Origin of the sequence: Microbacterium gorillae (assembly GCF_000826185.2) — a bacterium.
Lineage (GTDB): Bacteria > Actinomycetota > Actinomycetes > Actinomycetales > Microbacteriaceae > Microbacterium > Microbacterium gorillae.
In genome coordinates this window covers 17,014-41,032 of record NZ_LN648872.1, presented here as the reverse complement: position 1 = coordinate 41,032, position 24,019 = coordinate 17,014, and the positions used below count along the sequence as shown (strand labels likewise).

Annotated in this window: 21 protein-coding genes; 8 read left to right on the top strand and 13 right to left on the bottom strand. The window is 69.7% G+C overall.

Going from position 1 to position 24,019, the window contains the following annotated elements:
- Positions 1-19 precede the first annotated feature (19 nt).
- Positions 20-712, bottom strand: coding sequence for a uracil-DNA glycosylase (locus BN1193_RS02090; protein ID WP_040163718.1), 693 nt, complete (start codon positions 710-712; stop codon positions 20-22).
- A 5-nt stretch (positions 713-717) separates the two neighbouring features.
- Positions 718-1,503: an SDR family oxidoreductase gene (locus BN1193_RS02085; RefSeq protein ID WP_040163716.1), complete on the bottom strand. Its 786-nt coding sequence runs from the start codon at positions 1,501-1,503 to the stop codon at positions 718-720.
- 126 nt (positions 1,504-1,629) lie between these two features.
- Here BN1193_RS02085 and BN1193_RS02080 point away from each other — a divergent pair, with 126 nt between their 5' ends.
- The 3 genes from BN1193_RS02080 (at position 1,630) to metX (ending at position 5,053) form a co-directional block, all read left to right on the top strand.
- A complete protein-coding gene (locus BN1193_RS02080) occupies positions 1,630-2,949 on the top strand; it encodes a bifunctional o-acetylhomoserine/o-acetylserine sulfhydrylase (RefSeq protein ID WP_040163714.1) in 1,320 nt (439 codons plus the stop codon).
- A gap of 60 nt (positions 2,950-3,009) precedes the next feature.
- Positions 3,010-3,756, top strand: a complete 747-nt coding sequence (locus tag BN1193_RS02075) for a DUF1345 domain-containing protein (RefSeq protein WP_040163712.1) — start codon at positions 3,010-3,012, stop codon at positions 3,754-3,756.
- Between the two features lie 85 nt (positions 3,757-3,841).
- Positions 3,842-5,053 (top strand): homoserine O-acetyltransferase MetX, encoded by a 1,212-nt coding sequence (gene metX, locus BN1193_RS02070; protein WP_040163710.1) that lies wholly within the window; start codon positions 3,842-3,844, stop codon positions 5,051-5,053.
- Between the two features lie 6 nt (positions 5,054-5,059).
- Here metX and BN1193_RS02065 read toward each other — a convergent pair whose 3' ends face one another.
- The 6 genes from BN1193_RS02065 to BN1193_RS02040 are packed head-to-tail and all read right to left on the bottom strand — an operon-like array spanning position 5,060 to position 10,567.
- Positions 5,060-5,734 (bottom strand): NUDIX hydrolase, encoded by a 675-nt coding sequence (locus tag BN1193_RS02065; protein WP_040163709.1) that lies wholly within the window; start codon positions 5,732-5,734, stop codon positions 5,060-5,062.
- 42 nt (positions 5,735-5,776) lie between these two features.
- Positions 5,777-6,085 (bottom strand): thiamine-binding protein, encoded by a 309-nt coding sequence (locus BN1193_RS02060; RefSeq protein WP_040163708.1) that lies wholly within the window; start codon positions 6,083-6,085, stop codon positions 5,777-5,779.
- Positions 6,082-7,353 carry a glycosyltransferase 87 family protein gene (locus BN1193_RS02055; RefSeq protein WP_094770223.1) on the bottom strand — a complete coding sequence of 424 codons (1,272 nt, stop codon included), beginning with the start codon at positions 7,351-7,353 and terminating at the stop codon, positions 6,082-6,084. The genes BN1193_RS02060 and BN1193_RS02055 overlap by 4 nt, the downstream gene beginning before the upstream one ends.
- Positions 7,350-8,192, bottom strand: a complete 843-nt coding sequence (locus tag BN1193_RS02050; protein ID WP_040163706.1) for an ADP-dependent NAD(P)H-hydrate dehydratase — start codon at positions 8,190-8,192, stop codon at positions 7,350-7,352. The genes BN1193_RS02055 and BN1193_RS02050 overlap by 4 nt, the downstream gene beginning before the upstream one ends.
- A 9-nt stretch (positions 8,193-8,201) precedes the next feature.
- On the bottom strand, positions 8,202-9,260 hold the full coding sequence (locus BN1193_RS02045) for a hemolysin family protein (RefSeq protein WP_040163704.1): 1,059 nt from the start codon (positions 9,258-9,260) through the stop codon (positions 8,202-8,204).
- Entirely contained in the window at positions 9,257-10,567 is a 1,311-nt protein-coding gene (locus BN1193_RS02040) for a hemolysin family protein (RefSeq protein WP_040163927.1), read from the bottom strand. Before BN1193_RS02040 ends, BN1193_RS02045 begins: the two co-directional genes overlap by 4 nt.
- 256 nt (positions 10,568-10,823) lie before the next feature.
- Between BN1193_RS02040 and BN1193_RS02035 the strand changes: the two genes are divergently transcribed.
- A complete protein-coding gene (locus tag BN1193_RS02035; RefSeq protein WP_040163702.1) occupies positions 10,824-14,531 on the top strand; it encodes a multifunctional oxoglutarate decarboxylase/oxoglutarate dehydrogenase thiamine pyrophosphate-binding subunit/dihydrolipoyllysine-residue succinyltransferase subunit in 3,708 nt (1,235 codons plus the stop codon).
- Between the two features lie 73 nt (positions 14,532-14,604).
- Complete coding sequence (locus BN1193_RS02030; protein WP_040163700.1) at positions 14,605-15,507, top strand: diacylglycerol kinase family protein; 903 nt, start codon at positions 14,605-14,607, stop codon at positions 15,505-15,507.
- Between the two features lie 41 nt (positions 15,508-15,548).
- Here the strand turns inward: BN1193_RS02030 and BN1193_RS02025 are convergent, their stop codons facing one another.
- From BN1193_RS02025 to BN1193_RS02010, 4 genes are all read right to left on the bottom strand, one after another.
- Positions 15,549-16,910, bottom strand: coding sequence for an alpha/beta hydrolase (locus BN1193_RS02025; RefSeq protein ID WP_052460346.1), 1,362 nt, complete (start codon positions 16,908-16,910; stop codon positions 15,549-15,551).
- Position 16,911: 1 nt separating this feature from the next.
- The gene (locus BN1193_RS02020; RefSeq protein ID WP_141396604.1) at positions 16,912-19,404 is read right to left on the bottom strand and encodes a bifunctional lysylphosphatidylglycerol flippase/synthetase MprF; all 2,493 of its coding nucleotides are present in this window, start codon (positions 19,402-19,404) and stop codon (positions 16,912-16,914) included.
- Positions 19,405-19,505: 101 nt separating this feature from the next.
- Positions 19,506-19,754 (bottom strand): zf-HC2 domain-containing protein, encoded by a 249-nt coding sequence (locus BN1193_RS02015; RefSeq protein ID WP_040163698.1) that lies wholly within the window; start codon positions 19,752-19,754, stop codon positions 19,506-19,508.
- Positions 19,751-20,416: a sigma-70 family RNA polymerase sigma factor gene (locus tag BN1193_RS02010; protein WP_040163696.1), complete on the bottom strand. Its 666-nt coding sequence runs from the start codon at positions 20,414-20,416 to the stop codon at positions 19,751-19,753. Before BN1193_RS02010 ends, BN1193_RS02015 begins: the two co-directional genes overlap by 4 nt.
- A 112-nt stretch (positions 20,417-20,528) precedes the next feature.
- Here BN1193_RS02010 and aroA point away from each other — a divergent pair, with 112 nt between their 5' ends.
- From aroA to bcp, 3 genes are read left to right on the top strand one after another with little or no spacing between them, the layout of a single operon-like run.
- On the top strand, positions 20,529-21,881 hold the full coding sequence (aroA, locus tag BN1193_RS02005; RefSeq protein WP_040163694.1) for a 3-phosphoshikimate 1-carboxyvinyltransferase: 1,353 nt from the start codon (positions 20,529-20,531) through the stop codon (positions 21,879-21,881).
- Entirely contained in the window at positions 21,878-22,921 is a 1,044-nt protein-coding gene (gene rsgA / locus BN1193_RS02000; RefSeq protein ID WP_040163692.1) for a ribosome small subunit-dependent GTPase A, read from the top strand. The genes aroA and rsgA overlap by 4 nt, the downstream gene beginning before the upstream one ends.
- A 20-nt stretch (positions 22,922-22,941) precedes the next feature.
- Entirely contained in the window at positions 22,942-23,412 is a 471-nt protein-coding gene (gene bcp / locus BN1193_RS01995; RefSeq protein ID WP_040163690.1) for a thioredoxin-dependent thiol peroxidase, read from the top strand.
- 3 nt (positions 23,413-23,415) lie between these two features.
- Here the strand turns inward: bcp and BN1193_RS01990 are convergent, their stop codons facing one another.
- Positions 23,416-23,802 carry a hypothetical protein gene (locus tag BN1193_RS01990; protein WP_040163688.1) on the bottom strand — a complete coding sequence of 129 codons (387 nt, stop codon included), beginning with the start codon at positions 23,800-23,802 and terminating at the stop codon, positions 23,416-23,418.
- Between the last annotated feature and the right edge of the window lie 217 nt (positions 23,803-24,019).

The following is a 24,019-nucleotide window of genomic DNA, read 5'->3' as shown; positions in this document are numbered from 1 at the left end:
GCCTCCCCCAGCGACATGCTCAGTCCGGAATGCGCCAGTCCACCGGTGCCGCGCCCTGCTCGGCGAGCAGGGCGTTCACGCGGGAGAACGGCTTCGAGCCGAAGAATCCGCGGTGCGCCGACAGCGGCGACGGATGCGGCGAAGCCACGATGGGGGTGTCCGCGAGCATCGGACGCAGGGACTGGGCGTCGTTGCCCCACAGGATCGCCACCAGCGGGGCCTCCCGAGCCACGAGCGTGCGGATGGCATGTTCCGTGACCTTCTCCCACCCCCATCCACGATGGGACGCCGCAGCCCCCGGCGCGACGGTCAGCACGCGGTTCAGCAGCATCACGCCCTGGTCACTCCACGCGGAGAGGTCGCCGTGCGCGGCGGGGGCGATGCCGAGATCGTCCTCGAGCTCCCGGTAGATGTTCGTCAGGCTGCGAGGCAGCGGGCGGACGTCGCGCTCCACCGCGAAGGACAGTCCGATCGGGTGGCCCGGCGTCGGGTACGGGTCCTGCCCCACCACGAGCACCCGCACGTCCGCAAGCGGTCGAGCGAACGCTCGGAGCACCCGGTCACCCGCCGGGAGGTAGTGGCCGCCTTCGGACACCACGGTCCGCAAGCGCTCACCCATGGCGGCGATGTCTGCGCCCACGGGTGCCAGGGCCTCGGCCCACCCCGCATCGATGAGCCCGTGCTCGGCGAGTTCAGGCAGGCTCCAGGCCATCGCCGTCAGCCTTCGAAGCCCCGTGGACGCAGCGGTCCGCGCGCGAGCAGGTGCTGCGCCGACTGCGCGACGGGGCGCATGACGATCGTGTCGAGGTTGACGTGCCGCGGAGTGTTCATCGCGTACGCGATGACGTCGGCGACATCTTCGGCCAGCAGCGGCTCGGCGACGCCGTCGTAGACCCGATCGGCCGCGTCCGCATCGCCCCGGAGCCGGTTCAGCGTGAACTCCTCGGTGTGGACCATGCCGGGAGCGACCTCGATCACCCGGATCGGCTCACCGTTCAGCTCCAGCCGCAGCGCCTGCACGAGCATCGACTCGCCGGCCTTGGCCGCGTTGTACCCGGCCCCGCCGGGGTACGCCGTCATCGCAGCGGTCGAGGTCAGAAAGACGGTGTCAGCGTGCCCGGACTCGGCCGCAGCCGCCCGCAGCTGCGGCAGCAGTGCCTGCACGACGCGCTGGGCGGACAGCACGTTCGCCTGGAACATCCACTCCCAGTCCTGCGCCCGACCGTCCTCGATGCGCTCGGTCCCGGCCGCGCCGCCGGCGATGTGCACGAGGGCGTGCACCGGTCCACGCTCATCCAGCCAGGACGCCAGCGCCGCGACGTCGGCCGGGTCGGTGAGGTCGGCGGCGAACACCGCCGCGCCGGACTGTTCAGCGAGGTCGGCGAGGCGGTCGGCGCGGCGGGCGACGCCGACGACATCCCATCCGGCAGCGCGCAGCGCCACCGCGGTGGCGCGCCCGATCCCCGAACTGGCTCCGGTCACGACAGCAGTGCGCAAAGTCATGGCCCCACGCTACCGGGCGGACGTGTTACGTCGCGTTTCCCACGCGTTGTCACGGGCATCGCGGCCCTCCTAGTCTCGGGGCACGCGGTGATCACGGCACCGTCCCGAAAACCCGAGGGAGACCCCATGTCCGAGCAGAACTGGCGCTTCGAGACCAAGCAGATCCACTCCGGCGCCCAGCCGGATCCGGTCACCGGCGCGCGCGCCACGCCGATCTACCAGACCACCTCCTACGTGTTCCGCGACACCGACCACGCCGCGAACCTGTTCGCCCTGGCCGAGTTCGGCAACATCTACACGCGCATCCAGAACCCGACGCAGGACGTCGCCGAGCAGCGCATCGCCGCGCTCGAGGGCGGCACCGCCGCGCTCCTGGTCTCCTCCGGCCAGGCCGCGGAGACCTTCGCCGTGCTGAACATCGCGCAGGCCGGGGACCACATCGTCTCCTCCAGCTCGATCTACGGCGGCACCTACAACCTCTTCAAGTACACCCTCGGCAAGCTCGGCATCGAGGTCACGTTCGTCGAGAACCAGGACGACCTGGACGAGTGGCGCGCCGCGGTCCGACCCAACACGAAGCTGTTCTTCGCGGAGACCATCGGCAACCCGAAGGTCAACATCCTCGACATCCGCGGCGTCTCCGAGGTCGCGCACGAGGCGGGCGTTCCGCTGATCGTGGACAACACGATCGCCACCCCGTACCTCATCCGTCCGTTCGAGTTCGGCGCGGACATCGTGATCCACTCCGCGACGAAGTTCCTCGGCGGGCACGGCACCGTCCTCGGCGGCGTGATCGTCGACGGTGGAAAGTTCGCGTGGTCCGAGAACGTCGAGAAGTTCCCGGGCCTGACCGAGCCGGACCCGTCGTACCACGGCGCCTCCTACACGACCGCGGTCGGCGACGCTCTGGCCTACATCATCAAGGCCCGCGTGCAGCTGCTGCGCGACCTCGGTTCCTCGATCGCGCCGGCTTCGGCCTGGCAGCTCATCCAGGGCATCGAGACGCTGTCGCTGCGCGTCGAGCGTCACGTCCAGAATGCCCAGGAGATCGCCGAGTGGCTCGAGGAGCACGCCGATGTGGCGTCGGTGAACTACGCCGGTCTGCCGTCCTCGCCCTGGTACGCCGCGGCCAACGACTACGCCCCGAAGGGCGCCGGTGCCGTGTTCTCGTTCGAGCTCAAGGGCGGCGTGGACGCCGGACGGGCCTTCGTCAACGGCCTGTCGCTGTTCAGCCACCTGGCCAACATCGGTGACGTCCGCTCGCTCGTGATCCACCCGGCCTCGACAACGCACTCGCAGCTCACCCCGGAGCAGCAGCTCTCCGGTGGTGTCACGCCGGGCCTGATCCGCCTGTCCGTGGGTCTGGAGAACGTCGAGGACCTCAAGGCCGACCTGGAGCAGGGCCTCGCCGCCGCGCGCGCCCAGTCCGAGGCCGCCCGCGCCTGAGACACGTCGCACGGAAGGCCCGAGTCGAGTCGACTCGGGCCTTCCGCATAGGGTGGACGCGTGGGGGCACGACGAGCGCAACGGAAGTACGCTCGGGTTTTCGATGACGGAATCCGGGCGTCGTGGGCGTCTGCCGCCGCGATCCTGGTCACCTTCGGGGTCGTCGTCCTGGTCCTCGCCATCGGCGGCGGCGAGATCGATCGGCCATCCACCGGCCCGATGTGGTTCATCACGACGGGCGAGACCTCGCTCACGCTCGTCTGCCTGTTCTGGCTGATCTATTCCGTGATCTACCTGGTCTGGACGCACCTGCTGTTCAGCCGGACGCCGCGGGCGACGGTGCGCAGCATCGCCAACGTGCAGCATCATCGCCGTCCCTCCGCGGGCGCACGCCTGTTCGGCGCGGGCGCCGACGGCACCGGTGCCGTCACCGCGTCCTTCATGGCCCTCGTGGCCGCACTCGGCACCGCCATCATCGGCATCGGAGCGACGGAGTGGTGGCGCATCGTGCTGGTCATCCTGACCGTCGCCGGCTCCTGGGCTGCGATGGTCTACTCCTTCGCGCTGCGCTACCTGCGCCTGGATGCGGCGGGCGAACGTGTGGAGTTCGACATCGTCGAGGACCCGGAGTTCTCCGACTTCGTCTCCCTCGGGGTCGCGATCTCCACCGGCGGCGCGGTCAGCGCCGCACGGCCCCGCACCCGTGACGTTCTGTCCGCGATGCGCACCCACGCGCTGAGCGCCTTCATCTTCAACACGCTCGTGATCGCGATGACGGTGTCGCTGATCGTCGGGCTGCTGACCTGAGCCTCGTGCCCGTCGAGACGGGGTCGGGTCATACATCCGGCGTCACAGTTCGCCCTGGAGGGTCCCGCTCCGGAAGAATGGTCCCGTGGATTGGCAGATCTCCGAGGACACGGTCCCGTCGTCGCCGGTGACCGAGGCGGACGCCCGGTCGCTGTTGGGCCGACCGCCCGTGACGGGCGCGTGGCTCGACGGTGATCCCCTCGGCAACCGCCGCTTCGCGAGCTTCGGCGCCTTCCGGACCGAGTCCGGTGGGGAACTGCCCGCCTACCGCCTCGCCTACGAGACCTGGGGCGAGCTGAATGCCGCGGCGGACAACGCCGTGCTCGTCCTGCACGCCCTCACCGGGGACAGCCACCTGCGCGGTCCGGCCGGCCCCGGCCACCCCACCGCGGGTTGGTGGGAGGAGATCGTCGGCCCCGGCGCCCCGATCGACACCGACCGCTGGTTCGTCATCGCCCCGAACATGCTCGGCGGCTGCCAGGGCTCCACCGGTCCGGCCAGCATCGGACCGGACGGACGCGAGTGGGGGTCCCGCTTCCCGTACCTCACCATCCGTGACCAGGTGCGCGCCCAGCAGGAGCTCGCGGACACGCTCGGCATCGAGCGCTGGGCAGCGGTCATCGGCGGATCCATGGGCGGCATGCACGCCCTGGAATGGGCCGTCTCGACGCCGGAGCGGGTGGCTCGGCTGGGCGTGCTGTCCTCTCCTCCGGTGAACACTGCCGACCAGATCGCGCTGAACTCGGTGCAGCTGGCGGCCATCACGATCGACCCGGCCTTCGCCGGCGGTGACTACTACGACGCCGGCGCCGGCGAGGGTCCGCATCGCGGGCTGTCCCTCGCCCGCCGGATGGCGCTGCTGAACTACCGCTCACCGTACGAACTGAACCAGCGGTTCGGGCGCACCTGGCAGTCCTCGGTCAGCCCGATCGGGCACGACGGTCGGTTCGCGGTGGAGAGCTACCTGGACTTCCACGGCAACAAGTTCACGCGACGCTTCGACGCGAACAGCTACGTCGTCCTCGTGAACGCGATGGATTCGCACGACGTCGGACGCGACCGCGGTGGCGTCGAGGACGCCCTGCGTCGAGTCACGGCGACGACGGTCGTGATCGGCGTCGACTCGGACCGACTCTTCCCCGTGGACGGCCAGCAGCGCATCGCCCGCGGCATCCCGCACACGCTGGACCCGGACGGAGCCGTCGTGCTCAGCAGCGACTTCGGGCACGACGGTTTCCTCATCGAGACCGAACTCGTCGGGCGCCACCTGCGGCGGCTCCTGGACGCTCCCGCCTGAGTCCGGTCAGCGGATCGCGGCACCGCGCTCGTACCGCCACGGCAACGCGGACGTTTCCACCCGGTGCCGCCGGTCTGCCGGAACGGCGTCCGATCCGTCATCACCGTCCCAGCTGAGCCGCATGCCCTTCTCCAGCCGGACCAGCTGAGACGTCTGGACGAGGAAGTCGCCGCGCTCGTGGTCCACCAGCGCAGCGCCGCAGTCGGCGAGCTCCGCCAACCGGTGCAGCGTCACGAACGTGGGCGGGTACAGGTGCACCTCGCCGGACGCGTGCAGGGCCAGCATGTCGGCCGGCCGAAGCCACTCCGCGCGCACCACCTCGCTCGCCTGCAACCGCAGCTCCCCGCCGGGGTCCTCGGCGATGAAGAACCAGGTCCGGATCCCCGGCTTCATCCCCGCGGGTGGCGTGTACACGGCCCAGCGCGTCAGGTCCGCGGCGGACAGCTGGAGCCCCGTCTCCTCCGCCGTCTCCCGGACGGCGGTGGCCCGCAGCACGTCCTCCTCCGTGGCGGCGTCGATCTCGTCCTGCGGTTCGACCTTGCCGCCGGGGAACACCCAGGCGCCCGCGAACGACCCGCGATCCGGCCGCAGCATCACCAGGACTTCCGGGCCCGCTGCGTCGTCGCGGACGAGGACCACCGTCGCCGCGCGCGTGAGTTCGTCGTCGTCCTGTCCGTGCATTCGCCCACTGTAATCCGCGATCCGAAGGATCGCGCGGATCCGTCAGTCGGCGTCGGCGATGGCGCGCTCGAGGCGCTCGATCTTGCCGTCGAGCTCGCCCGTGTGACCCGGTCGGATGTCGGCCTTCAGCACGAGGGAGACGCGGGAACCGAACGGCAGGACGGCCGCGGTGGCGCGCTTGACCACGTCCATGACCTCATCCCACTCCCCTTCGATCTCGGTGAACATGCTCGAGGTGCGATTCGGCAGTCCGGACTCGCGGACCACGCGCACCGCGACGGCGACCGCGTCGTGCACGGATCCGTCCGCGTGGCCGGTGCCGGAGGGGGCGACGGAGAAGGCGACGATCATTTCAGCTCCTGGGTGTCGACGGACGAACGATGGGGTGCGCGCACACCGCCCACGACGGGCAGTCGCACGATGTGCACGATCACGCCCACGAGCAGGGCGATCAGGACGATGTTGCGCGCACTGAGGACGAGGACCGCGAGCGGACGCGCGACCATGATGCCGTCGTACATGATCGGGTAGACCACCTGGGTCAGGGCCGCCGCGATGACGGCGCCGATCGCGTACCGCGTCGCCGCACGGCGCTCCCAGAGCAGCCAGAGCACGAGCGGTGCGACGAGCCAGACCTGGAACTGCGGCGAGCCGACCTTGTTCAGCACGATGAAGGACAGCACGAGCGCGAACGACAGCGGGGGCAGCATGCGCCGCCAGTCCACCCCGGCGCGCACGCGGAGGAAGGCCAGGCCGGCGAGGACCACGGACAGCACGATCAGCAGCGGGGTCATCAGCCACGCGAAGAAGTCGGCACCGACGCCGGTGACCTGGAATGTCACGATGTCGGCGTTGTAGACCACGCCCGCGCCCGGAATCCGCAGCGCGGCCGCCCACATGTACGGCGTGGAGATCGGAGCTTCGGCCTGCAGTCCACGATCGGACTGCTCACCCAGGAAACCGAACAGGTTCCCGGCGCCGCCGAGCATCACCACGATGAGGCAGACGAGCGCGGACACCCCGACGGCGGGCACGATCAGCGCCCACTTCCGTCGCAGGACCGCGAGCGCCGCCAGCAGCATCGCGGCCGGCCAGATCTTGATCCATACGCCGATCGTGAGCAGTGCCGAGGCGACGGCGGGGCGCCGAGCCAGCCACAGCACCGCGACCACCGCGATCGGGACGGTGACCGCGTCGATGCGGTACAGGCCGACCGGACCGCAGGCCAGCACGAAGGCGATCCAGAACATCGCGGCACCGCGACGGGCGCGACTGCGACCGTCCCCGACCAGGAGAACGAAGGCGATCGTGCTGATGATCGCGATGAACACGCCCCAGGCGACGATGTAGTCCGAGATCCCGAACAGCAGGTACGGCGCCAGCATCGGCAAGAGCGCCAGCGGCGGGTACACCCACTTCTCGGTCACTCCCATGACCTGCCCCGAGGCCACGGCGGCCGACCAGGGCCGGTACACGTTCGGGACATCGCCCATCGGCTGATTCGGCAGCACCCAACCCAACCAGAGCACGAGCACGACCGCGGCGATGAACACGAGGACCAGGCCGATCGCCTGGGTCAGCGCGAACCGGTCCCGTCCCCGCACCGACAGGCCGCTCACGAGATCTCCGCCAGCACGTCGGCCACCGCGTACGGCAGAGCGTCGGCGACGGCCAGGGCGGTGATCGGGCGTCCCACCATCGGGTCCCCGTTCGGTCCCGGCAGAGAATCGCCGGAGGCGAGGCGACCGGCGCGACCGTGCAGCCACGCCGCCGTGGCGACCGCCCGCCAGAGGTCAGCGGCGCGCGCCTGCGCGATCACCGTGCCGATCGCTCCGGCCAGCACGTCTCCGGTGCCCGCGGTGGCCAGCCAGGGCGTTCCGCTCGTGACGACGACTCCCGAGCCGCCGGGCTCGACGACGCGCGTGGTGGAGCCCTTGCGCAGGACCACGGCGTTCAGATGCTGTGCGACCCGCAGGACGTTCTCCGTGCGGTTCTCCCCCATCGGAAGGTTCAAGCGCTCCGCGAGTCGGAGGAACTCCCCCTCATGCGGCGTGATCACCAGGGGTGCCGTGTGGTCCGGCTCGGCGAGGTCGAGACATCCGGCGTCCAGGACCACCGGCACGTCCCCCGCGAGCAGCTCCCGCACGGCGGCGGTCTCCGCCTCGGTGCGCTGCTCCGGGTCCGTCCCCGAGCCGACGACCCACGCGTCGGCCCGGCCCGCACCGATGACGGTCTCCGGACGGCGCTGCAGCACCAGGCGTCCGACGTCCGGATCACCGACCCAGCGGACCAGTCCGGCACCGGCGCCCCAGGCGCCCTGCACGCCGAGGACCGCGGCGCCCGGGTACATCTCAGACCCGGTCCGCAGACCCACCACGCCTCGGGAGTACTTGTCGTCCGACTTCCCCGGGCGCGGGATCACCTCCCAGCAGTCCCGCAGCGTCCACGACTCGACCATCCCCACACGCTACCGTCCGTCGCGGTGCCCGTGCGTGCGGCGCGTGGCGTCCTGCACCTCCCCGACCAGCTCCTCGATGATGTCCTCCAGGAAGAGCACCGCGGTGGTCTCACCACTCGCGTCGCGGACCCGCGCGAGGTGACGCCCGGCGCGACGCATGGTCGCGAGCGCGTCCTCGAGGTCCGTCGTCTCCTGCACCGGCGGCAACTGGTGGATGCGCTTGGCGGGAATGGACACGGCGGCGTCCTCGTCACTGACGCGCAGCACATCCTTGAGGTGGACATAGCCCACCGGCTGCCGCTCGTCATCGACGATCACGTACCGCGAGTAGCCGTACTTGGCCACCGCGCGCTCGATCTCCTCGCCGCTGGTCGTCTCCGGCAGGGTCACCAGGCGGGCCAGCGGCACGGCGATGTCCCGGGCCTTCTTGTCGGTGAACTCCACCGCCGCGGCGACGGCACCGGCCGCGTCATCCAGGACGCCCTCGGCGCGCGACTGCGTGACGATGGTGGCCACTTCCTCCAGCGTGAACGTGGACGCCGCCTCGTTCTTCGGTTCCACCCGGAACAAGCGAAGCACGGCGTTCGCGAGCCAGTTCAGCGTCCAGATCACCGGGTGGAACACCTTGGAGATGAACACCAGCGGCGGGGCCAGCATGAGCACGGCTCGGTCCGGCAGCGAGAAGGCGATGTTCTTCGGGACCATCTCTCCGAACACGACGTGCAGGTAGGACACCAGCACGATCGTGATGACCAGGGCGACCACATCGACGACCTCAACCGGAATCCCGGTCAGCTCCAGCGGCACCGCCAGCAGGTGGTGGATCGCCGGCTCGGACACGTTCAGGATCAGCAGCGAGCAGATCGTGATGCCGAGCTGCGAGGTCGCCAGCATCAGGGTGGCGTGCTCCATCGCGTACAGCGCGGTCTTCGCGGTGCGCGAGCCGCGTTCGGCCGCGGGTTCGATCTGCGAGCGTCGAGCCGAGATGACGGCGAACTCGGCGCCGACGAAGAAGGCGTTACCGAGCAGCAGCACGATCAACCAGGCGATTCCGGCCCAATCGCTCATCGCGACTCACCCCCGTCCGCATCCGGTGCCGGCACCGCCGGGTCGAATCGCACCCGATCCACGCGGCGGCCGTCCATCCGGACCACCGACAGCGTGCCGTCCGGGACCTCAACGGCGTCCCCGACCGCCGGGATGCGCTCCAGCGACGCCATCATGAAGCCGCCGATCGTGTCGTACACATCCCCCTCCGGGACGGTGACCGCTGCGCGGTCCTTCAACTCGTCCGGGCGCAGCTCGGCCGGGAACACGATGCCCTCACCGGAGCGCACGATGACGTTGCGGTTGCGGTCGTGCTCGTCGAGGACCTCGCCGACGATCTCCTCGACCAGGTCTTCGAGTGTCACGATGCCGGCGGTGCCGCCGTACTCGTCGACGACCACCGCCATCTGATAGCCGCGGTTTCGCAGCTCGGCGATGAGGGCGTCCAAGTGGACCGTCTCCGGCACCCGCAACGGCTCGGTGGCCAGCGCACCGGCCGGCACGTCGCCGCGCCGATCTCGCGGCACGCTCACGGCGGCCTTCAGATGGACGATGCCCGTGATGTCATCGAGGCTGTCCTCGTAGACGGGGAACCGGCTGTGGCCCGTGCGGCGAGCGAGCTGGACGACATCGTCCGCGCTCTCGTCCGATTCCAGGGCGTGGATGCTCGGTCGCGGGGTCATCACGTCCGCAGCGGTGAGACGGGAGAAGTTCAGGGTGCGATCGAGCAGGCTCGCGGTGTCCGCCTCCAGAACGCCGGCCACGGCGGACCGGCGCACGAGACTGGACAGCTCCTCCGCCGAGCGCGCCCCGGAGAGTTCCTCCTTGGGTTCGATGCCCATCGCGCGCAGGACACCGTTGGCCGAGCCGTTGAGCACCGCGACCGCCGGGCGGAACACCGCGGTGAAGGCGGTCTGGAACGGCATCACGAGCTTGGCGGTCGCCAGCGGCAGGGCCAGCGCGAAGTTCTTCGGGACGAGCTCACCGATGATCATCGACAGGACGGTCGCGATCGTCATGGCGAGCACCGTCGACACGGTCATGGCGATCGCCGGCGGCAGCGCGAGCCCCTCGAACGCGGGTTCCATGAGCTTGGTCAGCGCCGGTTCCATCGTGTAACCGGTCAGCAGCGTCGTCAGCGTGATGCCGAGCTGCGCGCTGGAGAGATGCGTCGAGGTGATCCGCAGCGCCGCGATCGTCATCCCGAGGCGCGACTCCCCGCGAGCCTGCCGTGCCTCCAGATCGGCGCGATCGAGGTTGACCAGGGAGAACTCGCTGGCCACGAACAGCCCGGTGCCGATCGTGAGGATCACACCGACGACGAGCATCAACCAGTCGGTCAGCTCCACGCGGGTCCACCCCCCGAACAGAACACGAAGACGGGCGGGTGGTCGGGTCTACAACTGGGAGGGTCGTCCATCGTGCTGGTCAGCATAACCGACCGCCCCGAGAGCGCGCCGGTAAAGCACGTTGCGGTCACGCGATCGCCGCTATACCCGAAGTTGCTGGACTAGGATTGTTCACCGTATGCACGGGGGATCCGTGCGTCATCGACTTCAACCCGATGAAGGTGGGCGATCAAGCGTGTCGAGCCAGGTCAGTGGCGGAGCGTCGAACGACGGGGAGTTCGGAGCCAACGAGTGGCTCGTCGAGGAAATGTACGAGCAGTACAAGGCCGACAAGAACTCCGTCGACAAGGAGTGGTGGCCCGTTCTGGAGTCCTACCACGCGCGCAGCACCGGCAGTGCGCCGGCACAGCCTGCGTCGGCGGCCCAGCCCGCCCCGGCAGCGGCACAGCCCGCCGCAGCGGCACAGCCCGCCCCGGCCGCGGCGCAGCCCGCTGCAGCCACCGGGCAGCCGGTCGCCCGGACGACGGCCAAGCCGGCCAAGCCCCAGCCGATTCCGGCACAGGCGCCGAAGGCGACCGTCACCAAGCCGGAAGAGCAGACCGCGCCCGACGCCGACGTCGTCACGCCCCTGAAGGGCATCTTCAAGACCATCGCCGCGAACATGGACGTCTCGCTGACGCTGCCGACCGCGACGAGCGTCCGGACGATCCCGGCGAAGCTGATGATCGACAACCGCATCGTCATCAACAACCACATGGCGCGCACCCGCGGCGGCAAGATCAGCTTCACCCACCTGATCGGCTGGGCGATGATCCAGGCCCTCAAGGAGATGCCGAGCCAGAACGTCTACTACGACGAGGTGGACGGCAAGCCCTCCGTGATCGCGCCGGCCCACGTGGGGCTCGGCATCGCGATCGACCTCCCCCGTCCGGACGGCACGCGCGCCCTGGTGGTCCCGTCCATCAAGCGCGCCGAGACGCTGACCTTCACCGAGTTCCTCGCCGCGTACGAGGACCTCGTCTCGCGCGCCCGCGTGAACAAGCTGACCGCCGCGGACTACGCGGGCACCACGATCTCGCTGACCAACCCGGGCGGCATCGGCACGGTGCACTCCGTGCCGCGTCTGTCCAAGGGCCAGGGATCCATCATCGGCGCCGGCGCGCTGGAGTACCCGGCCGAGTTCCAGGGCGCCAGCGAGCGCGTCCTCACGGAGCTCGCGATCGGCAAGACGATCACGCTCACCTCGACCTACGACCACCGCGTCATCCAGGGCGCGGGTTCGGGCGAGTACCTGAAGAAGGTCCACGAACTGCTGATCGGTCAGCGCGACTTCTACGAGGGCATCTTCGCCGCGCTGCGCATCCCGTACGCACCGATCCACTGGGCGGCCGACATCAAGGTCGACCTCGCGGAGCGCGTCGACAAGCAGTCCCGCGTCCAGGAGTTGATCAACTCCTACCGCGTCCGCGGTCACCTGATGGCGGACATCGACCCGCTCGAGTACGTCCAGCGCTCACACCCGGACCTGGAGATCGAGTCGCACGGCCTGACGTTCTGGGACCTCGACCGCGAGTTCGTCGTCGGCGGCTTCGGCGGCAAGCGCAGCATGAAGCTGCGCGACATCCTGGGCGTCCTCCGCGACTCGTACTGCCGCACCATCGGCGTCGAGTACATGCACATCCAGGACCCGGAGCAGCGCACCTGGTTCCAGGACAAGGTCGAGGTCAAGTACCAGAAGCCGGGTCACGATGAGCAGCTGCGCATCCTCGGCAAGCTGAACGAGGCGGAGGCCTTCGAGACCTTCCTGCAGACCAAGTACGTCGGCCAGAAGCGCTTCTCGCTGGAGGGCTCCGAGTCGCTCATCCCGCTGATGGACGAGGTGCTGCAGGGCGCCGCGCGCGCGAGCCTCGACGGTGCCGCGATCGGTATGGCCCACCGCGGTCGCCTGAACGTGCTGACCAACATCGCCGGCAAGACCTACGGTCAGGTCTTCCGCGAGTTCGACGGCTCGACCATGCCGGGCAACAAGCTGGGCACCGGAGACGTGAAGTACCACCTCGGCAACCAGGGCGTCTTCGTCGGTGAGGACGGCCACGAGCTCGAGCTGCACCTCGCCGCGAACCCGTCGCACCTGGAGACCGTGGACGGGGTCCTGGAGGGCATCGTCCGCGCCAAGCAGGACCGTCACCCGATCGGCTCGTTCTCCTGGCTGCCGATCCTCGTGCACGGTGACGCCGCGTTCGCCGGACAGGGCGTGGTCGTCGAGACGCTGCAGATGTCGCAGCTGCGCGCCACGCGCACGGGCGGCACGATCCACGTCGTGGTCAACAACCAGGTCGGCTTCACCACCGTGCCCGGCGACTCGCGCAGCTCCGTCTACGCCACCGACGTCGCCAAGACGATTCAGGCACCGGTCATCCACGTCAACGGCGATGACCCGGAGGCCGTCGTCCACGTGGCGCAGCTCGCCCTGGAGTACCGCCAGAAGTTCCACCGCGACATCGTGGTCGACCTGGTCTCCTACCGCCGCCGCGGTCACAACGAGGGCGATGACCCGTCGATGACGCAGCCGCTGATGACCAACCTCATCGAGGCGAAGCGCTCGGTTCGCAAGCTCTACACGGAGTCCCTCGTGGGTCGTGGTGACATCACGCAGGAGGAGTACGAGCAGGCGAAGAACGACTTCCAGGACCGGCTCGAGGTCGCGTTCGCGGAGACGCACGCGGCCCAGACCGGAGCGATCCCGGTGATCGACGAGCAGTCCGCCCCCGCGGTGACCGGCGCCCCGTCCTCGACCGGCGTCAGCCCGGCCGTGATCGAGCAGATCGGTGACGCGTTCACGAACAAGCCCGCCGGGTTCACCGTGCACCCCAAGCTCGAGCAGCTGCTGAACAAGCGCGCCGAGATGAGCCGCAGCGGCGCCATCGACTGGGGCTTCGGCGAGCTGCTGGCCTTCGGATCGCTGCTTCTGGAGGGCACACCGGTCCGCCTCGCCGGCCAGGACGCCCGTCGTGGCACGTTCGCGTCCCGGCACGCCGTCTTCCACGACCGGGCGAACGGCCAGGAATGGCTGCCGCTGGGCAACCTGTCCGAGACGCAGGCGCGGTTCTTCGTGTACGACTCGCTCCTGAGCGAGTACGCGGCGATGGCGTTCGAGTACGGCTACTCCGTGGCCGCTCCCGAGGCCCTCGTGCTCTGGGAAGCGCAGTTCGGTGACTTCGCCAACGGCGCGCAGTCCGTCGTGGACGAATACATCTCCTCGGCGGAGCAGAAGTGGGGCCAGCAGTCGAGCGTCGTCCTGCTGCTCCCCCACGGCTACGAGGGTCAGGGACCGGACCACAGCTCCGCGCGCATCGAGCGCTACCTGCAGCTGTGCGCCCAGGACAACATGACCGTGGCGCGGCCGTCGACCCCGGCGTCCTACTTCCACCTGCTGCGCCGTCAGGCGTACGCGAAGCCGCGCCGTCCGCTCATCGTCTTCACCCCGAAGGCCATGCTGCGCCTGCGCGGAGCGGCCAGCCCCGTCGAGGCGTTCACGTCCGGTCGCTTCGAGCCGGTGCTCGACGATGACCGCGGCATCGACAAGTCGCAGGTCACGAAGGTCCTGCTGCACGCCGGCAAGATCCACTGGGACCTCGTCAGCGAGCTCGACAAGAAGCCGAACCCGGCGATCGCCCTGGTGCGCCTGGAGCAGTTCTACCCGGCTCCGATCGACGAGCTCACCGAGATCCTGAACACCTACCCGAACGCCGAGCTGGTGTGGGTGCAGGATGAGCCGGAGAACCAGGGTGCGTGGCCGTTCATCGCGCTCGAGGTGCAGCCACAGCTGAAGGGCCGTACGGTCTCCGTGGTCTGCCGCCCCGCCGCCGCCGCTCCCTCCACCGGGTCGTCGAAGGTCCACGCCCGCGAGCAGGCGGACCTGCTCGCCCGCGCGCTGTCCTGACCCGTTCGAACGACGCCCGCCCTCGTCAGCGACGTGGGCGGGCGTCGTTCGTGACAGAACCCGCTCCGATATCGTGCGCGCCCTCGTCCTGGTGAACCCCGCCGCCCGCGGCGGGGCGTTCGCCGACGTCGGCGAGGGTGTCCGCGACCGCCTGACCCGCGCCGGATGGACGTGCGATCTCGTCATCCCGGTCGATGTGCAGGCCACCCGGGCTGCCCTGCGCGCGGCTCCCGGAACCTTTACGGCGGTGATCGTCGCGGGCGGGGACGGCACGGTCGGACTCGCCGTGCAGGAGCTCACCGGAACGGACGTCACCCTCGGTGTCATCGCGATCGGGACGGGCAATGACTTCGCGACGACGTTCGGGCTGCCCGTCAGTGACCCGGACGCGAGCGTCGAGCTGATCCTGTCCGGGTCGGTGCGCAGCGTCGACTTCGGCGTCGCCCGGACGAGCGACAGCGCCGAGCGTCCGTTCGCCACCGTCCTGGCCACGGGCTTCGACTCCCTCGTGAACGACCGAGCGAACCGGATGCGCTGGCCGCGGGGGCACGCCCGCTACACGATCGCCATCTTCATCGAGTACGTCCGGCTGCGGCGCGTGGCGTACTCCGTGACGTGGACGGACGCCGAGGGGCGACCCGGCAGCCTCACCGCGCCGCTGCTGATGGCCAGCGCGGCCAACACGCGCTCGTACGGTGGTGGCATCCCGATCGCTCCGGCTGCGGACCCGCACGATGGCCTGCTGGATCTCATCCTGGTCCGCCCGGCCGGACGCCTGCGTCTGCTGCGTCTGCTGGCCACGGTCTTCCGCGCGGAGCACGCCGACCAGCCGGAGGTCACCATCCGCCGCGTCCGCGAGGCCCGACTGACGGCCGCGGACGTGACCGCGTACGCCGACGGCGACCCGGTGGGCGTTCTTCCGATCAGCGTCCGCGCCGTCCCGGACGCCCTGCGAATCTTCGCGCCGCCCCGCTGATCGGCTCGGTACCCGTCAGGCGGCACGCGTCGCCCGGGCCGTCAGGATGACGGACTGGACCCGAGCATGGGAGCGGGGTCGGCGCCGTGCGTTTCGGCATCGGAGGACGCCTCCTTGGCGAATCGATCGAGCCCGAGGTGGGCGCCCAGATCGTTCATCGCCACGCTCAGCCCCTCCGAGACCACCTTCCCCACGTGCGAGAGCCCGGGCAGGGAACGGGAGAGCACGGTGAAGCCGGCGTCCTCCGCTCGAACGACGTTGCGCTTCTGGCCCGGGCCGTAGTGGTGATCGAGGGCGCCGTAGGTGAACACCGCCAGGTGCCCGGCATACGCCCCCCGGTGCTCGGGCAGCTTCAGCTGCGCCGCCGGCAAGGACGCCTCGTAGGCCGCCATGTCGTCGTGCCAGACCGCCCTGGCGTTCGCGGGGTTCTCCGAGCCCGGGTATTCGTTTCCGGAGATGTCCAGCAGGTTGCCCCAGATCGTCGGGTGCTGCGCCGCCCAGTCGATGGCGCAGGAACCACCGTTGGAGTATCCCGCGATGGTCCAGTCCCGGATGTCGTCCGACACGTTCAGGTGCGAGCGGATCCAGCGCGGCACATCCTCGTTCACGTACGTCGCGACGGCGCCGTATTTGGTGGAGTCGGTGCACAGCGGATTGTGGGCCGAACTGCCGGCGAGCTGATCCACGACGACCGCGATCGGTGCGACCCCCTGGTGCCGCTCGGCGTAGGCGTTCAGCGCCGCCGCGATCAGGGTGGGATCCGGCGAACCCGGCTGTCCCATCATCATCACGATGACCGGGAGCTTCGGAGCGTCCGCGACCAGAGCGGCGGGCGGCAGGTACACGGACGCGGGACGCGCCGTGTACGGCCGTGAAGTGGGGATGGCATGCGCCCCGCTGAGCGTACCGACCGTGCCGACGGCCGGCATGTCCGCCGGCGGCCGCCAGTCGCGCAGTGTCCGCGGACCGGATTTGTCCGCCGGCAATGAGGCCACCGGCGCCGTGGCCAGTCCCAGGATCGACGCCGGCGTGTGGGTGATGCCGTACAGCGCGTTCACCGCCAGACCCAGGCAGAGAACCGAAGAGACGACCAGAAGCCCGGCGAGGGTTCGCCGCCACCACGGTCGTGTGAACAATCCGACCGCGGCCACGCCGAGCAGCCCCCCGGTGAGCAGGACCCACGGCACCGTCCCGTCCGGCAGCTCCCCCTCGAAGACGTTCGCCCGTTGCAGGAGGAGAACGACGACGGAGACGATCACCGTCCCCACGAGCGCGCCGATCAGGAGGCGCATCGGATGGCTCGGCCGGGGTGCGAGGACCGCGCAGAACAGCACGAGCGTCACGAGGACGATGATCGGCACCACCGGTGAGGTGATCAGTTCCAGGCTGAGCAGGGCGTTCATCTCACCGTCTCCGTTCGAGGGCGCGGCGGGCGAGGGCAAGCACGTGCTCCCCCGCTCCCGCGGGCAGGTAGGCGCGGGTGAGCGCGAGGCCGACCCGGGGCAGATCCAGTGGGTCGGCGTAGGCCAGCGACAGCCGCCGGTACTCCGGCCGGAACTTCCGCTTGAACCGGAACAGGGAGCCGAATCCGTACAGCGGCTCCAGCGCGTCCGCGAGCCGGGACAGCACGCTGCCGATGAGGGGCGAGCGCGCCGCCTCGTCCGGGCCCAGGGTGAGCGGCGCACCGGACAGGCTCAGCACCTCGACGCCATCGTCCTTCATCCGCATCGCGGCGGAAGCGATGAGGAACTCCATGACGCCGTTCGGTGCCTCCGGTGCGCGACGCATCACGTCCAGGGTCCATCCGATCGGCTCTCCGGCCCGCCAGGACGGCAGCCAGCTGGTGATCCCGATCACCTCACCGGCGGCGTCGATCGCCAGCAGCAGCCGGACCTCCGGGTCCTGCATCTCGGGCACCGAGCCGAGTGTGAATCCCATCTCCGGCAGCGACTTCTCCGCCACCCACTGCTCGCTGATCTCCACGATCTGCCCCGCCAGCGCGGGCGGCAGCTCCGCCCACGATGTCCACAGCGCTGTCACGCCCTCCCGCTGCATGCGCGTCACCGGGTGGCGCACCTTCTCCCCGGCCTTGCCCGCCATCGTCCAGGACTGCGGGCGGATCACGGTCTCCTCCGCCACCGTCATCGCCTGCCACCCCATCTCGGCCAGCGCCGCGACGGTCTCATCGTGGGCACTGTAGAACACCGGCGTCCACCCGTGCGCGACGGCGAAGGACGCGAAGCCGCGGACGACCTCACCGCGACGCTCCGCGGCGCACGCCGGATCGGACACGGCGATCGCGACGTCCTCTTCGATCCGGTAAGCGACCGCCGCCTCCCCGTCCGGCGTGAACCAGTGTCGTACCCCGCTCCAGGTGCCGAGCCACCCGAGGGTGCCGGCGTCGCCCGAACGCAGCACGGCACGATAGCGGTCCTCCGAGGCGGCACCATCGATGTGCACGCGAGGGTAGAGCCACAGCAGCATCACGACGACGACGACCCAGAACGCCACTCCGACCCACTGCCAGAGGAACAGTCCCGGACCCCGCCGCGGGTAAGGATCGATGGTGTGCCACGGGAACAGACCCGGTGGTATGAAGCGACGAAGGGCCTCATCGACGAGTTGAAGCAGCGTCGGGGGCTGGGACCAGGATGACGTCGTGAGCGTGGCCCCGACCAGGAACACGGTCAGCCCCACCGCGAGGGCGCCGACGATGACGATCGCGACCCGTCGCGACGCGGATCCGGTGGCCCGAACGCGGAAGGCCCGGCGGCTGACCAGGAGCACGACCAGCAGGACGGCCGGCAGTCCCACAGCGCTGATCGACCACATCACGGTCTCGGCGATGAACGGGATCCCCTTCCCCGGGATCGCCACTTCCCCGGTGATGGCCGTGACGATCGATGCGACCAGCAGCAGGACGTTCACGATGACGGCCAGGAGCCAGGCCGATCGGCGACCGATCCGCAGCCCGACCGCGGCGACCACCAGCAGCACCAGCGGGACGATGGCGAGCAGGGCGAGACCGGCGCCACGGGTGATGGTGGCGACCGCCTGGTAATCGCAGACGTCCGTCCAGTGCACAGCGCATCGGTTCGTCAGGCGCTGGTCGATCTCGGAGAACGATGCCGTGACCAGCGCCAGCGGGCCCCGCCCGCCACCGGAGACCAGGGCGGCGAGGGGCCCCAAGCCGACGATCGCCACCACCGAAGCGATCAGCACCCGCCGCTCCTGGAGGCTGTTGCGCCACCACACACGGTCTTTGCGCTCCCCCGCCCACAGTTCGCCGAGCACGAGCCCGACCACGAACGCACCGAGGCGGAACCAGGATGCCGTGTCACCGGCGTAGAGCGCGAGCACCAGCACGACCGCGAAGATCACCAGACGCAGACGTCGCCGCCACAGCGCGGAAGCCACGCCCGAGGCGGCCACGACCGCGGCCACGACCGCGATCGTCGGATCCAGGACGCTGTCGTCGCCGAGGACCTCAAGGCCCGGCCAGCGTGCCACGCCGGCCTGCACCATCACGCCGAGCGCGACGCTGAGCACACCGCCGCCCAGCAGCGCGATGACGGTGCGGCGGGACCCGAGCCGCAGCTCGGCGAACGCCAGCAGCGTCACCCCCAGGACCACGGTGAGCAGCAGCGCACGGTAGTCCGCGGCGACCAGGATCGCGGTCAGGGGTGTCCACCACTGCCGTCCGGCCAGGGTCGGTTCGGCGCCCGCTGAAAGGACCGCGTGAGCCTGACGTCCGGCAATCGTCGCGACGATGACGACCATCGAGAACCCTGCGGCGACGGGCGCGCCGCGCAGCACGCGCACGGCGTCGCGCATGCGCCATCGTGCTCTGGTCACGCCACCGATCGAACCGGTCGCGACCGCCCCCGAACTACTCACGCCGTGATCATCCCGCCCCGGGTGCCGGGGGCGCGATCAGCGGGGTGGTTTCATCGACGGATCACAGTGATTCCACAGCACTGCCCGCACGAAGGGGGGTGTCAGGCGGAGTGCGATGCCTGCGCGGCACGCAGACGGGCGATGACCATGAGCTTCAGCTGCTCCGGCGCGGTCTCCGCGCACGCACGAGCGAGAACGTCGGTGAGCGTGCGGTTCACGAGCGCCTCATCACGGCAGCTCTCGCACGTCTCGAGATGCTGTCGGATGTCCGACGCCTGGGTCCGGCAGACCTCATCGCGCAGGTACTCCTCGAGATCGCGGCGAGCTTGCTCGCATCCGCAGTCGGTCATTTCTCACTCCTCGTGGCGGCGGCGTGGATCCCACGCTCTGCCGCATAGTCCGCCAGCAGGTCACGGAGCATCTTCCTGCCACGGTGCAGGCGGCTCATGACGGTGCCGATCGGCGTCTTCATGATGTCGGCGATCTCCTGGTACGCGAAGCCCTCGACATCAGCGAGGTACACCGCCAACCGGAAATCCTCGGGAATGGACTGCAGCGCGTCCTTGACGGCCGATGCCGGCATCCGGTCGATGGCCTCAGCCTCGGCCGACCGCGAACTCGTCGCCGTCGTGGACTCCGCCCCGCCGAGCTGCCAGTCCTCGAGGTCATCGATGGTGCCCTGGTACGGCTCGCGCTGCTTCTTGCGGTACGTGTTGATGTAGGTGTTCGTGAGGATGCGGTACAACCACGCCTTGAGATTCGTCCCCTGCGTGAACGAGGCCCAGGCCGCGTAGGCCTTGACGAACGTCTCCTGGACCAGGTCGGCGGCGTCTGCGGGATTGCGCGTCATGCGCATCGCGGCACCGTACAACTGGTCCATGAACGGCAGGGCCTGCTCCTCGAACTGGGTGCGCGGGTCCTCCGTGGCGGTCTGCTCTCGATCATCCATCGCGGGCCAGTCTAGGCCCGCGGCGTCGTCCACCATACGGGGACGTTCCAGCGTCGCGATCATCCCGCTCCCCTCGTTCTCCATCACCGGAAACCAACTCACGAGCGGCCGACGCTATTCCCGTGGCGATATATTTCTGGGCCGTGAAGCCCACCCGCCACTAGGGTGGTGAGGGATGACCACGAATGCAGCATCCGCCCCATCGACCGCAGTCGGCACCGCCTTCCGGGCGCCGACGGCCGCCGCACCACTGCGCGCCAGTCTGACGATCCCGGGCTCGAAGTCCCTGACCAACCGTGAATTGGTCCTGTCCGCCGTCGCTGACGGGCCCAGCCGCCTGCGGGCACCCCTGCACTCCGACGACTCCGCGCGCATGATCGAAGGACTGCGTGCCCTCGGAGTCGAGATCACCGAGGTCGAGGGATCCGGTCCGTTCGGCCCCGACCTCGAGATCGTCCCGCCCCGCACCCTGTCCGGCGGCTGCACGATCGACTGCGGCCAGGCCGGCACGGTGATGCGCTTCCTCACGCCGCTGACCGGTTTCACCAAGGGTGAGACGGTCATCACCGCGCATGAGTCCGCGTTGCACCGCCCGATGGGCGAGATGATCAGCGCCCTGCGTGATGTCGGCGTCGACATCGATGACGGCGGACACTGGGCGCTGCCGTTCACGGTCATCGGCCACGGTCACATCCGAGGCGGACAGGTGACGATCGATGCGTCGCGATCCAGCCAGTTCATCTCCGGGCTGCTGCTGGTCGCCGCACGCTTCGACGTCGGTCTGCAGCTGACCCACAACGGCGACCGGTTGCCGTCGATCCCGCACATCGAGATGACCATCGACGTTCTCCGCCACCGTGGCGTGCAGGTCGAGCGGGTCGCGGCGGGCGAGTGGGTCGTGCCGGCGGGCACCATCCGCGGCAAAGAGATCATGATCGAGCCGGACCTGTCCAACGCGGCGCCGTTCCTGGCCGCCGCCCTGGTCGTCGGCGGCTCGGTGACGATCCCGGGCTGGCCCGCGCACTCCACGCAGCCCGGTTGGATGCTGATGGACCTCCTGCCGCACTTCGGCGCGCGCGCCAGCCGCCGCGGCGGGGCCCTCACGGTGACCGGTACCGGATCAGTCAAGGCCGTCGATCTGGACCTGTCCGCGGCCGGAGAGCTGGCACCGACCCTGGTGGGACTCGCCGCTTTCGCGGACGGCCCGAGCGTGTTCCGGGGCATCGGCCACATCCGCCTGCACGAGACGGATCGCATCGCCGCCCTGGTCAACGAGCTCCGGGCCGTCGGATGCGGGGCGGAGGAACTGCCCGACGGCATCCGCGTCATCCCGGCCGCGATGCACGGTGCGACGTGGAAGTCGTACCAGGACCACCGAATGGCCACCACCGGTGCCCTGATCGGCCTGCGCGTTCCCGGCGTCGTGGTCGATGACATCGGGACCACAGCCAAGACCCTGCCGCAGTTCCCGGAGCTGTGGCAGCACATGCTCGCGCCCGACGATGACGCGGAGGAAGCCGCGGCGTGAGCTGGCTCACCGATTTCGACGACGACGACGAATCCGACTTCGACGAGTCGGACATCCGGGTCCGTCCGAACCCGAAGGCCAATCGCCCACGCACGAAGCGCCGCCCCGCGCACGAGGATGCCGTCGTCGGACGCGTGATCGCCGTGGATCGCGGTCGCTACACCGTTCTCCTCGCCGAGGATCGGCCCGACGAGCGGACGGTCCTGGCCTCACGCGCCCGAGAGATGCGCGGCACCGCGATCGTCAACGGCGACCGCGCGCGCGTCGTCGGCGACACCTCCGGAGCCGACGGAACGCTCGCGCGCATCGTCGGGATCGAGGAGCGCACCTCCCTGCTGCGTCGCAGCGCCGATGACACCGACCAGGTCGAGCGCGTCATCGTGGCCAACGCCGACCAGATGCTGATCGTCGTCGCAGCCGCCGATCCGGAGCCGCGCGCACGGCTCGTCGATCGTTATCTGGTCGCCGCCCTGGACGCCGGGATCGCGCCACTTCTCGTGGTCACCAAGGCCGACCTCGCCGACCCCGCCGCGTTCCTGTCGCACTTCACCGACCTGGACGATCTGCAGGTCTTCACCAGCTCCCGCGATGAGGTGCCCCTCGCCGAGATCGGGGCCGCCCTCGTCGGACACACCACGGTGTTCGTCGGCCACTCCGGCGTCGGCAAATCGACCCTGGTGAACGCGTTGGTCCCCGGCGCGGGGCGGGCGACCGGCCATGTGAATGACGTCACGGGTCGCGGCCGCCACACGTCGTCTTCGACCATCTCGCTGCGCTTCCGCGGCGCGGACGGTTCCGGCTGGGTCATCGACACCCCGGGTGTCCGTTCGTTCGGGCTCGGCCACGTGAATCCGGCGAACATCCTGAAGTCCTTCACCGACCTCGAGGGCATCGCGGAGAACTGCCCCCGCGGGTGCACGCACCTGCCCGACGCCCCCGACTGCGCGCTCAACGAGGCCGCCACGGACGGCGAGATGACGGACGCGCAGCGCGCCCGTCTGGAGTCCCTGCAGCGTCTGCTGGAGACGTTCGAGCACTAGGGCGTCAGTAGGCTGGTGCCATGACGCGTCTCGAGCCCGGAACCCCGGCCCCCGATTTCACTCTGCCCGATCAGGACGGCAACGCCGTGTCGCTGTCCGCCCTGCGCGGTACGCGCGTGGTGCTGTACTTCTACCCGGCCGCCATGACGCCCGGGTGCACGACGGAGGCCTGCGATTTCCGCGACTCGTGGACCCGCCTGCAGGCCGCCGGCTTCACCGTGATCGGGGTCTCCCCCGACCCGATCGGCAAGCTCGCGACGTTCCGCGACCGGGACGCGTTGCCCTTCACCCTGGTCAGCGACGCCGACCACGCCGTGATGGATGCGTACGGCGTCTGGGGCGAGAAGAAGAACTACGGCAAGACGTACGAGGGCGTGATCCGTTCGACGTTCGTGATCGACGCCGACGGTGTCATCGAGGACGCGATGTACAACGTGCGCGCCACCGGACACGTCGGTCGCGTGCTCAAGGCCGTCGGGCTCGAAGGCTGAGCGTCAGCGCTCGTCCGCGTCCTCCGGCGCACGCCGGGATGCGATGAGGATGAGCGCGAACGCCACGACCGCCGGAGCCACGACCAGAACGGCCACCCACCCGGGCACCTCGAACACCGCGGGCAGCATGAGCCCCACGCTCGCGAGCAGGATCTGCATCACGATGCCACCCGAGCGACCCCAGGTGCGTTCCCTGGCGATGCCGTACGCGAGCGCCAGCATTCCGACACCGAACACCGCGGTCAGCGCCAGCAGGGCGATCGCCGTGGGGACCTCGGCCGCACCACCGCCGATGAGGTCGAGCAGCTGCACCCCGGCGTAGATCAGAATCAGCACGCCTTCGAGAGCGACGATGACCGCGGCGATGAGGGCGAGTGGATGCAGTCGCATGGGTTGGTCTGACTCTTTCCTGAGCGATCGGACGAGGCCGCCCGGCCCCCTCCGGAAGGGGGTGAGAATCAATTAACCCTTGATTCACCCGCCGATTCATGGAAGCATTGGACATGCCATGTGCTCCCACAGCGGCGTGGGGCGAGCGTTTCGGCTCGTCATACACAGGGTATCCGACCCGAGAGACCTTCGCTGTGCAAAGGCCCGGGGACACCCC

What these genes read in the sequence shown, in the direction of transcription:
- BN1193_RS02015 (WP_040163698.1), bottom strand. Translation starts at nt 19,754, where the DNA reads ATGACCGACTGCGGATGCGAGCAAGCTCGCCGCGATCTCGAGGAGTAC.
- BN1193_RS02025 (WP_052460346.1), bottom strand. Translation starts at nt 16,910, where the DNA reads ATGAACGCCCTGCTCAGCCTGGAACTGATCACCTCACCGGTGGTGCCG.
- BN1193_RS02045 (WP_040163704.1), bottom strand. Translation starts at nt 9,260, where the DNA reads ATGAGCGATTGGGCCGGAATCGCCTGGTTGATCGTGCTGCTGCTCGGT.
- bcp (WP_040163690.1), top strand. Translation starts at nt 22,942, where the DNA reads ATGACGCGTCTCGAGCCCGGAACCCCGGCCCCCGATTTCACTCTGCCC.
- BN1193_RS02090 (WP_040163718.1), bottom strand. Translation starts at nt 712, where the DNA reads ATGGCCTGGAGCCTGCCTGAACTCGCCGAGCACGGGCTCATCGATGCG.
- BN1193_RS02080 (WP_040163714.1), top strand. Translation starts at nt 1,630, where the DNA reads ATGTCCGAGCAGAACTGGCGCTTCGAGACCAAGCAGATCCACTCCGGC.
- BN1193_RS01990 (WP_040163688.1), bottom strand. Translation starts at nt 23,802, where the DNA reads ATGCGACTGCATCCACTCGCCCTCATCGCCGCGGTCATCGTCGCTCTC.
- BN1193_RS02085 (WP_040163716.1), bottom strand. Translation starts at nt 1,503, where the DNA reads ATGACTTTGCGCACTGCTGTCGTGACCGGAGCCAGTTCGGGGATCGGG.
- BN1193_RS02010 (WP_040163696.1), bottom strand. Translation starts at nt 20,416, where the DNA reads ATGATCGCGACGCTGGAACGTCCCCGTATGGTGGACGACGCCGCGGGC.
- BN1193_RS02040 (WP_040163927.1), bottom strand. Translation starts at nt 10,567, where the DNA reads ATGCTCGTCGTCGGTGTGATCCTCACGATCGGCACCGGGCTGTTCGTG.
- BN1193_RS02060 (WP_040163708.1), bottom strand. Translation starts at nt 6,085, where the DNA reads ATGATCGTCGCCTTCTCCGTCGCCCCCTCCGGCACCGGCCACGCGGAC.
- aroA (WP_040163694.1), top strand. Translation starts at nt 20,529, where the DNA reads ATGACCACGAATGCAGCATCCGCCCCATCGACCGCAGTCGGCACCGCC.
- BN1193_RS02065 (WP_040163709.1), bottom strand. Translation starts at nt 5,734, where the DNA reads ATGCACGGACAGGACGACGACGAACTCACGCGCGCGGCGACGGTGGTC.
- BN1193_RS02050 (WP_040163706.1), bottom strand. Translation starts at nt 8,192, where the DNA reads ATGGTCGAGTCGTGGACGCTGCGGGACTGCTGGGAGGTGATCCCGCGC.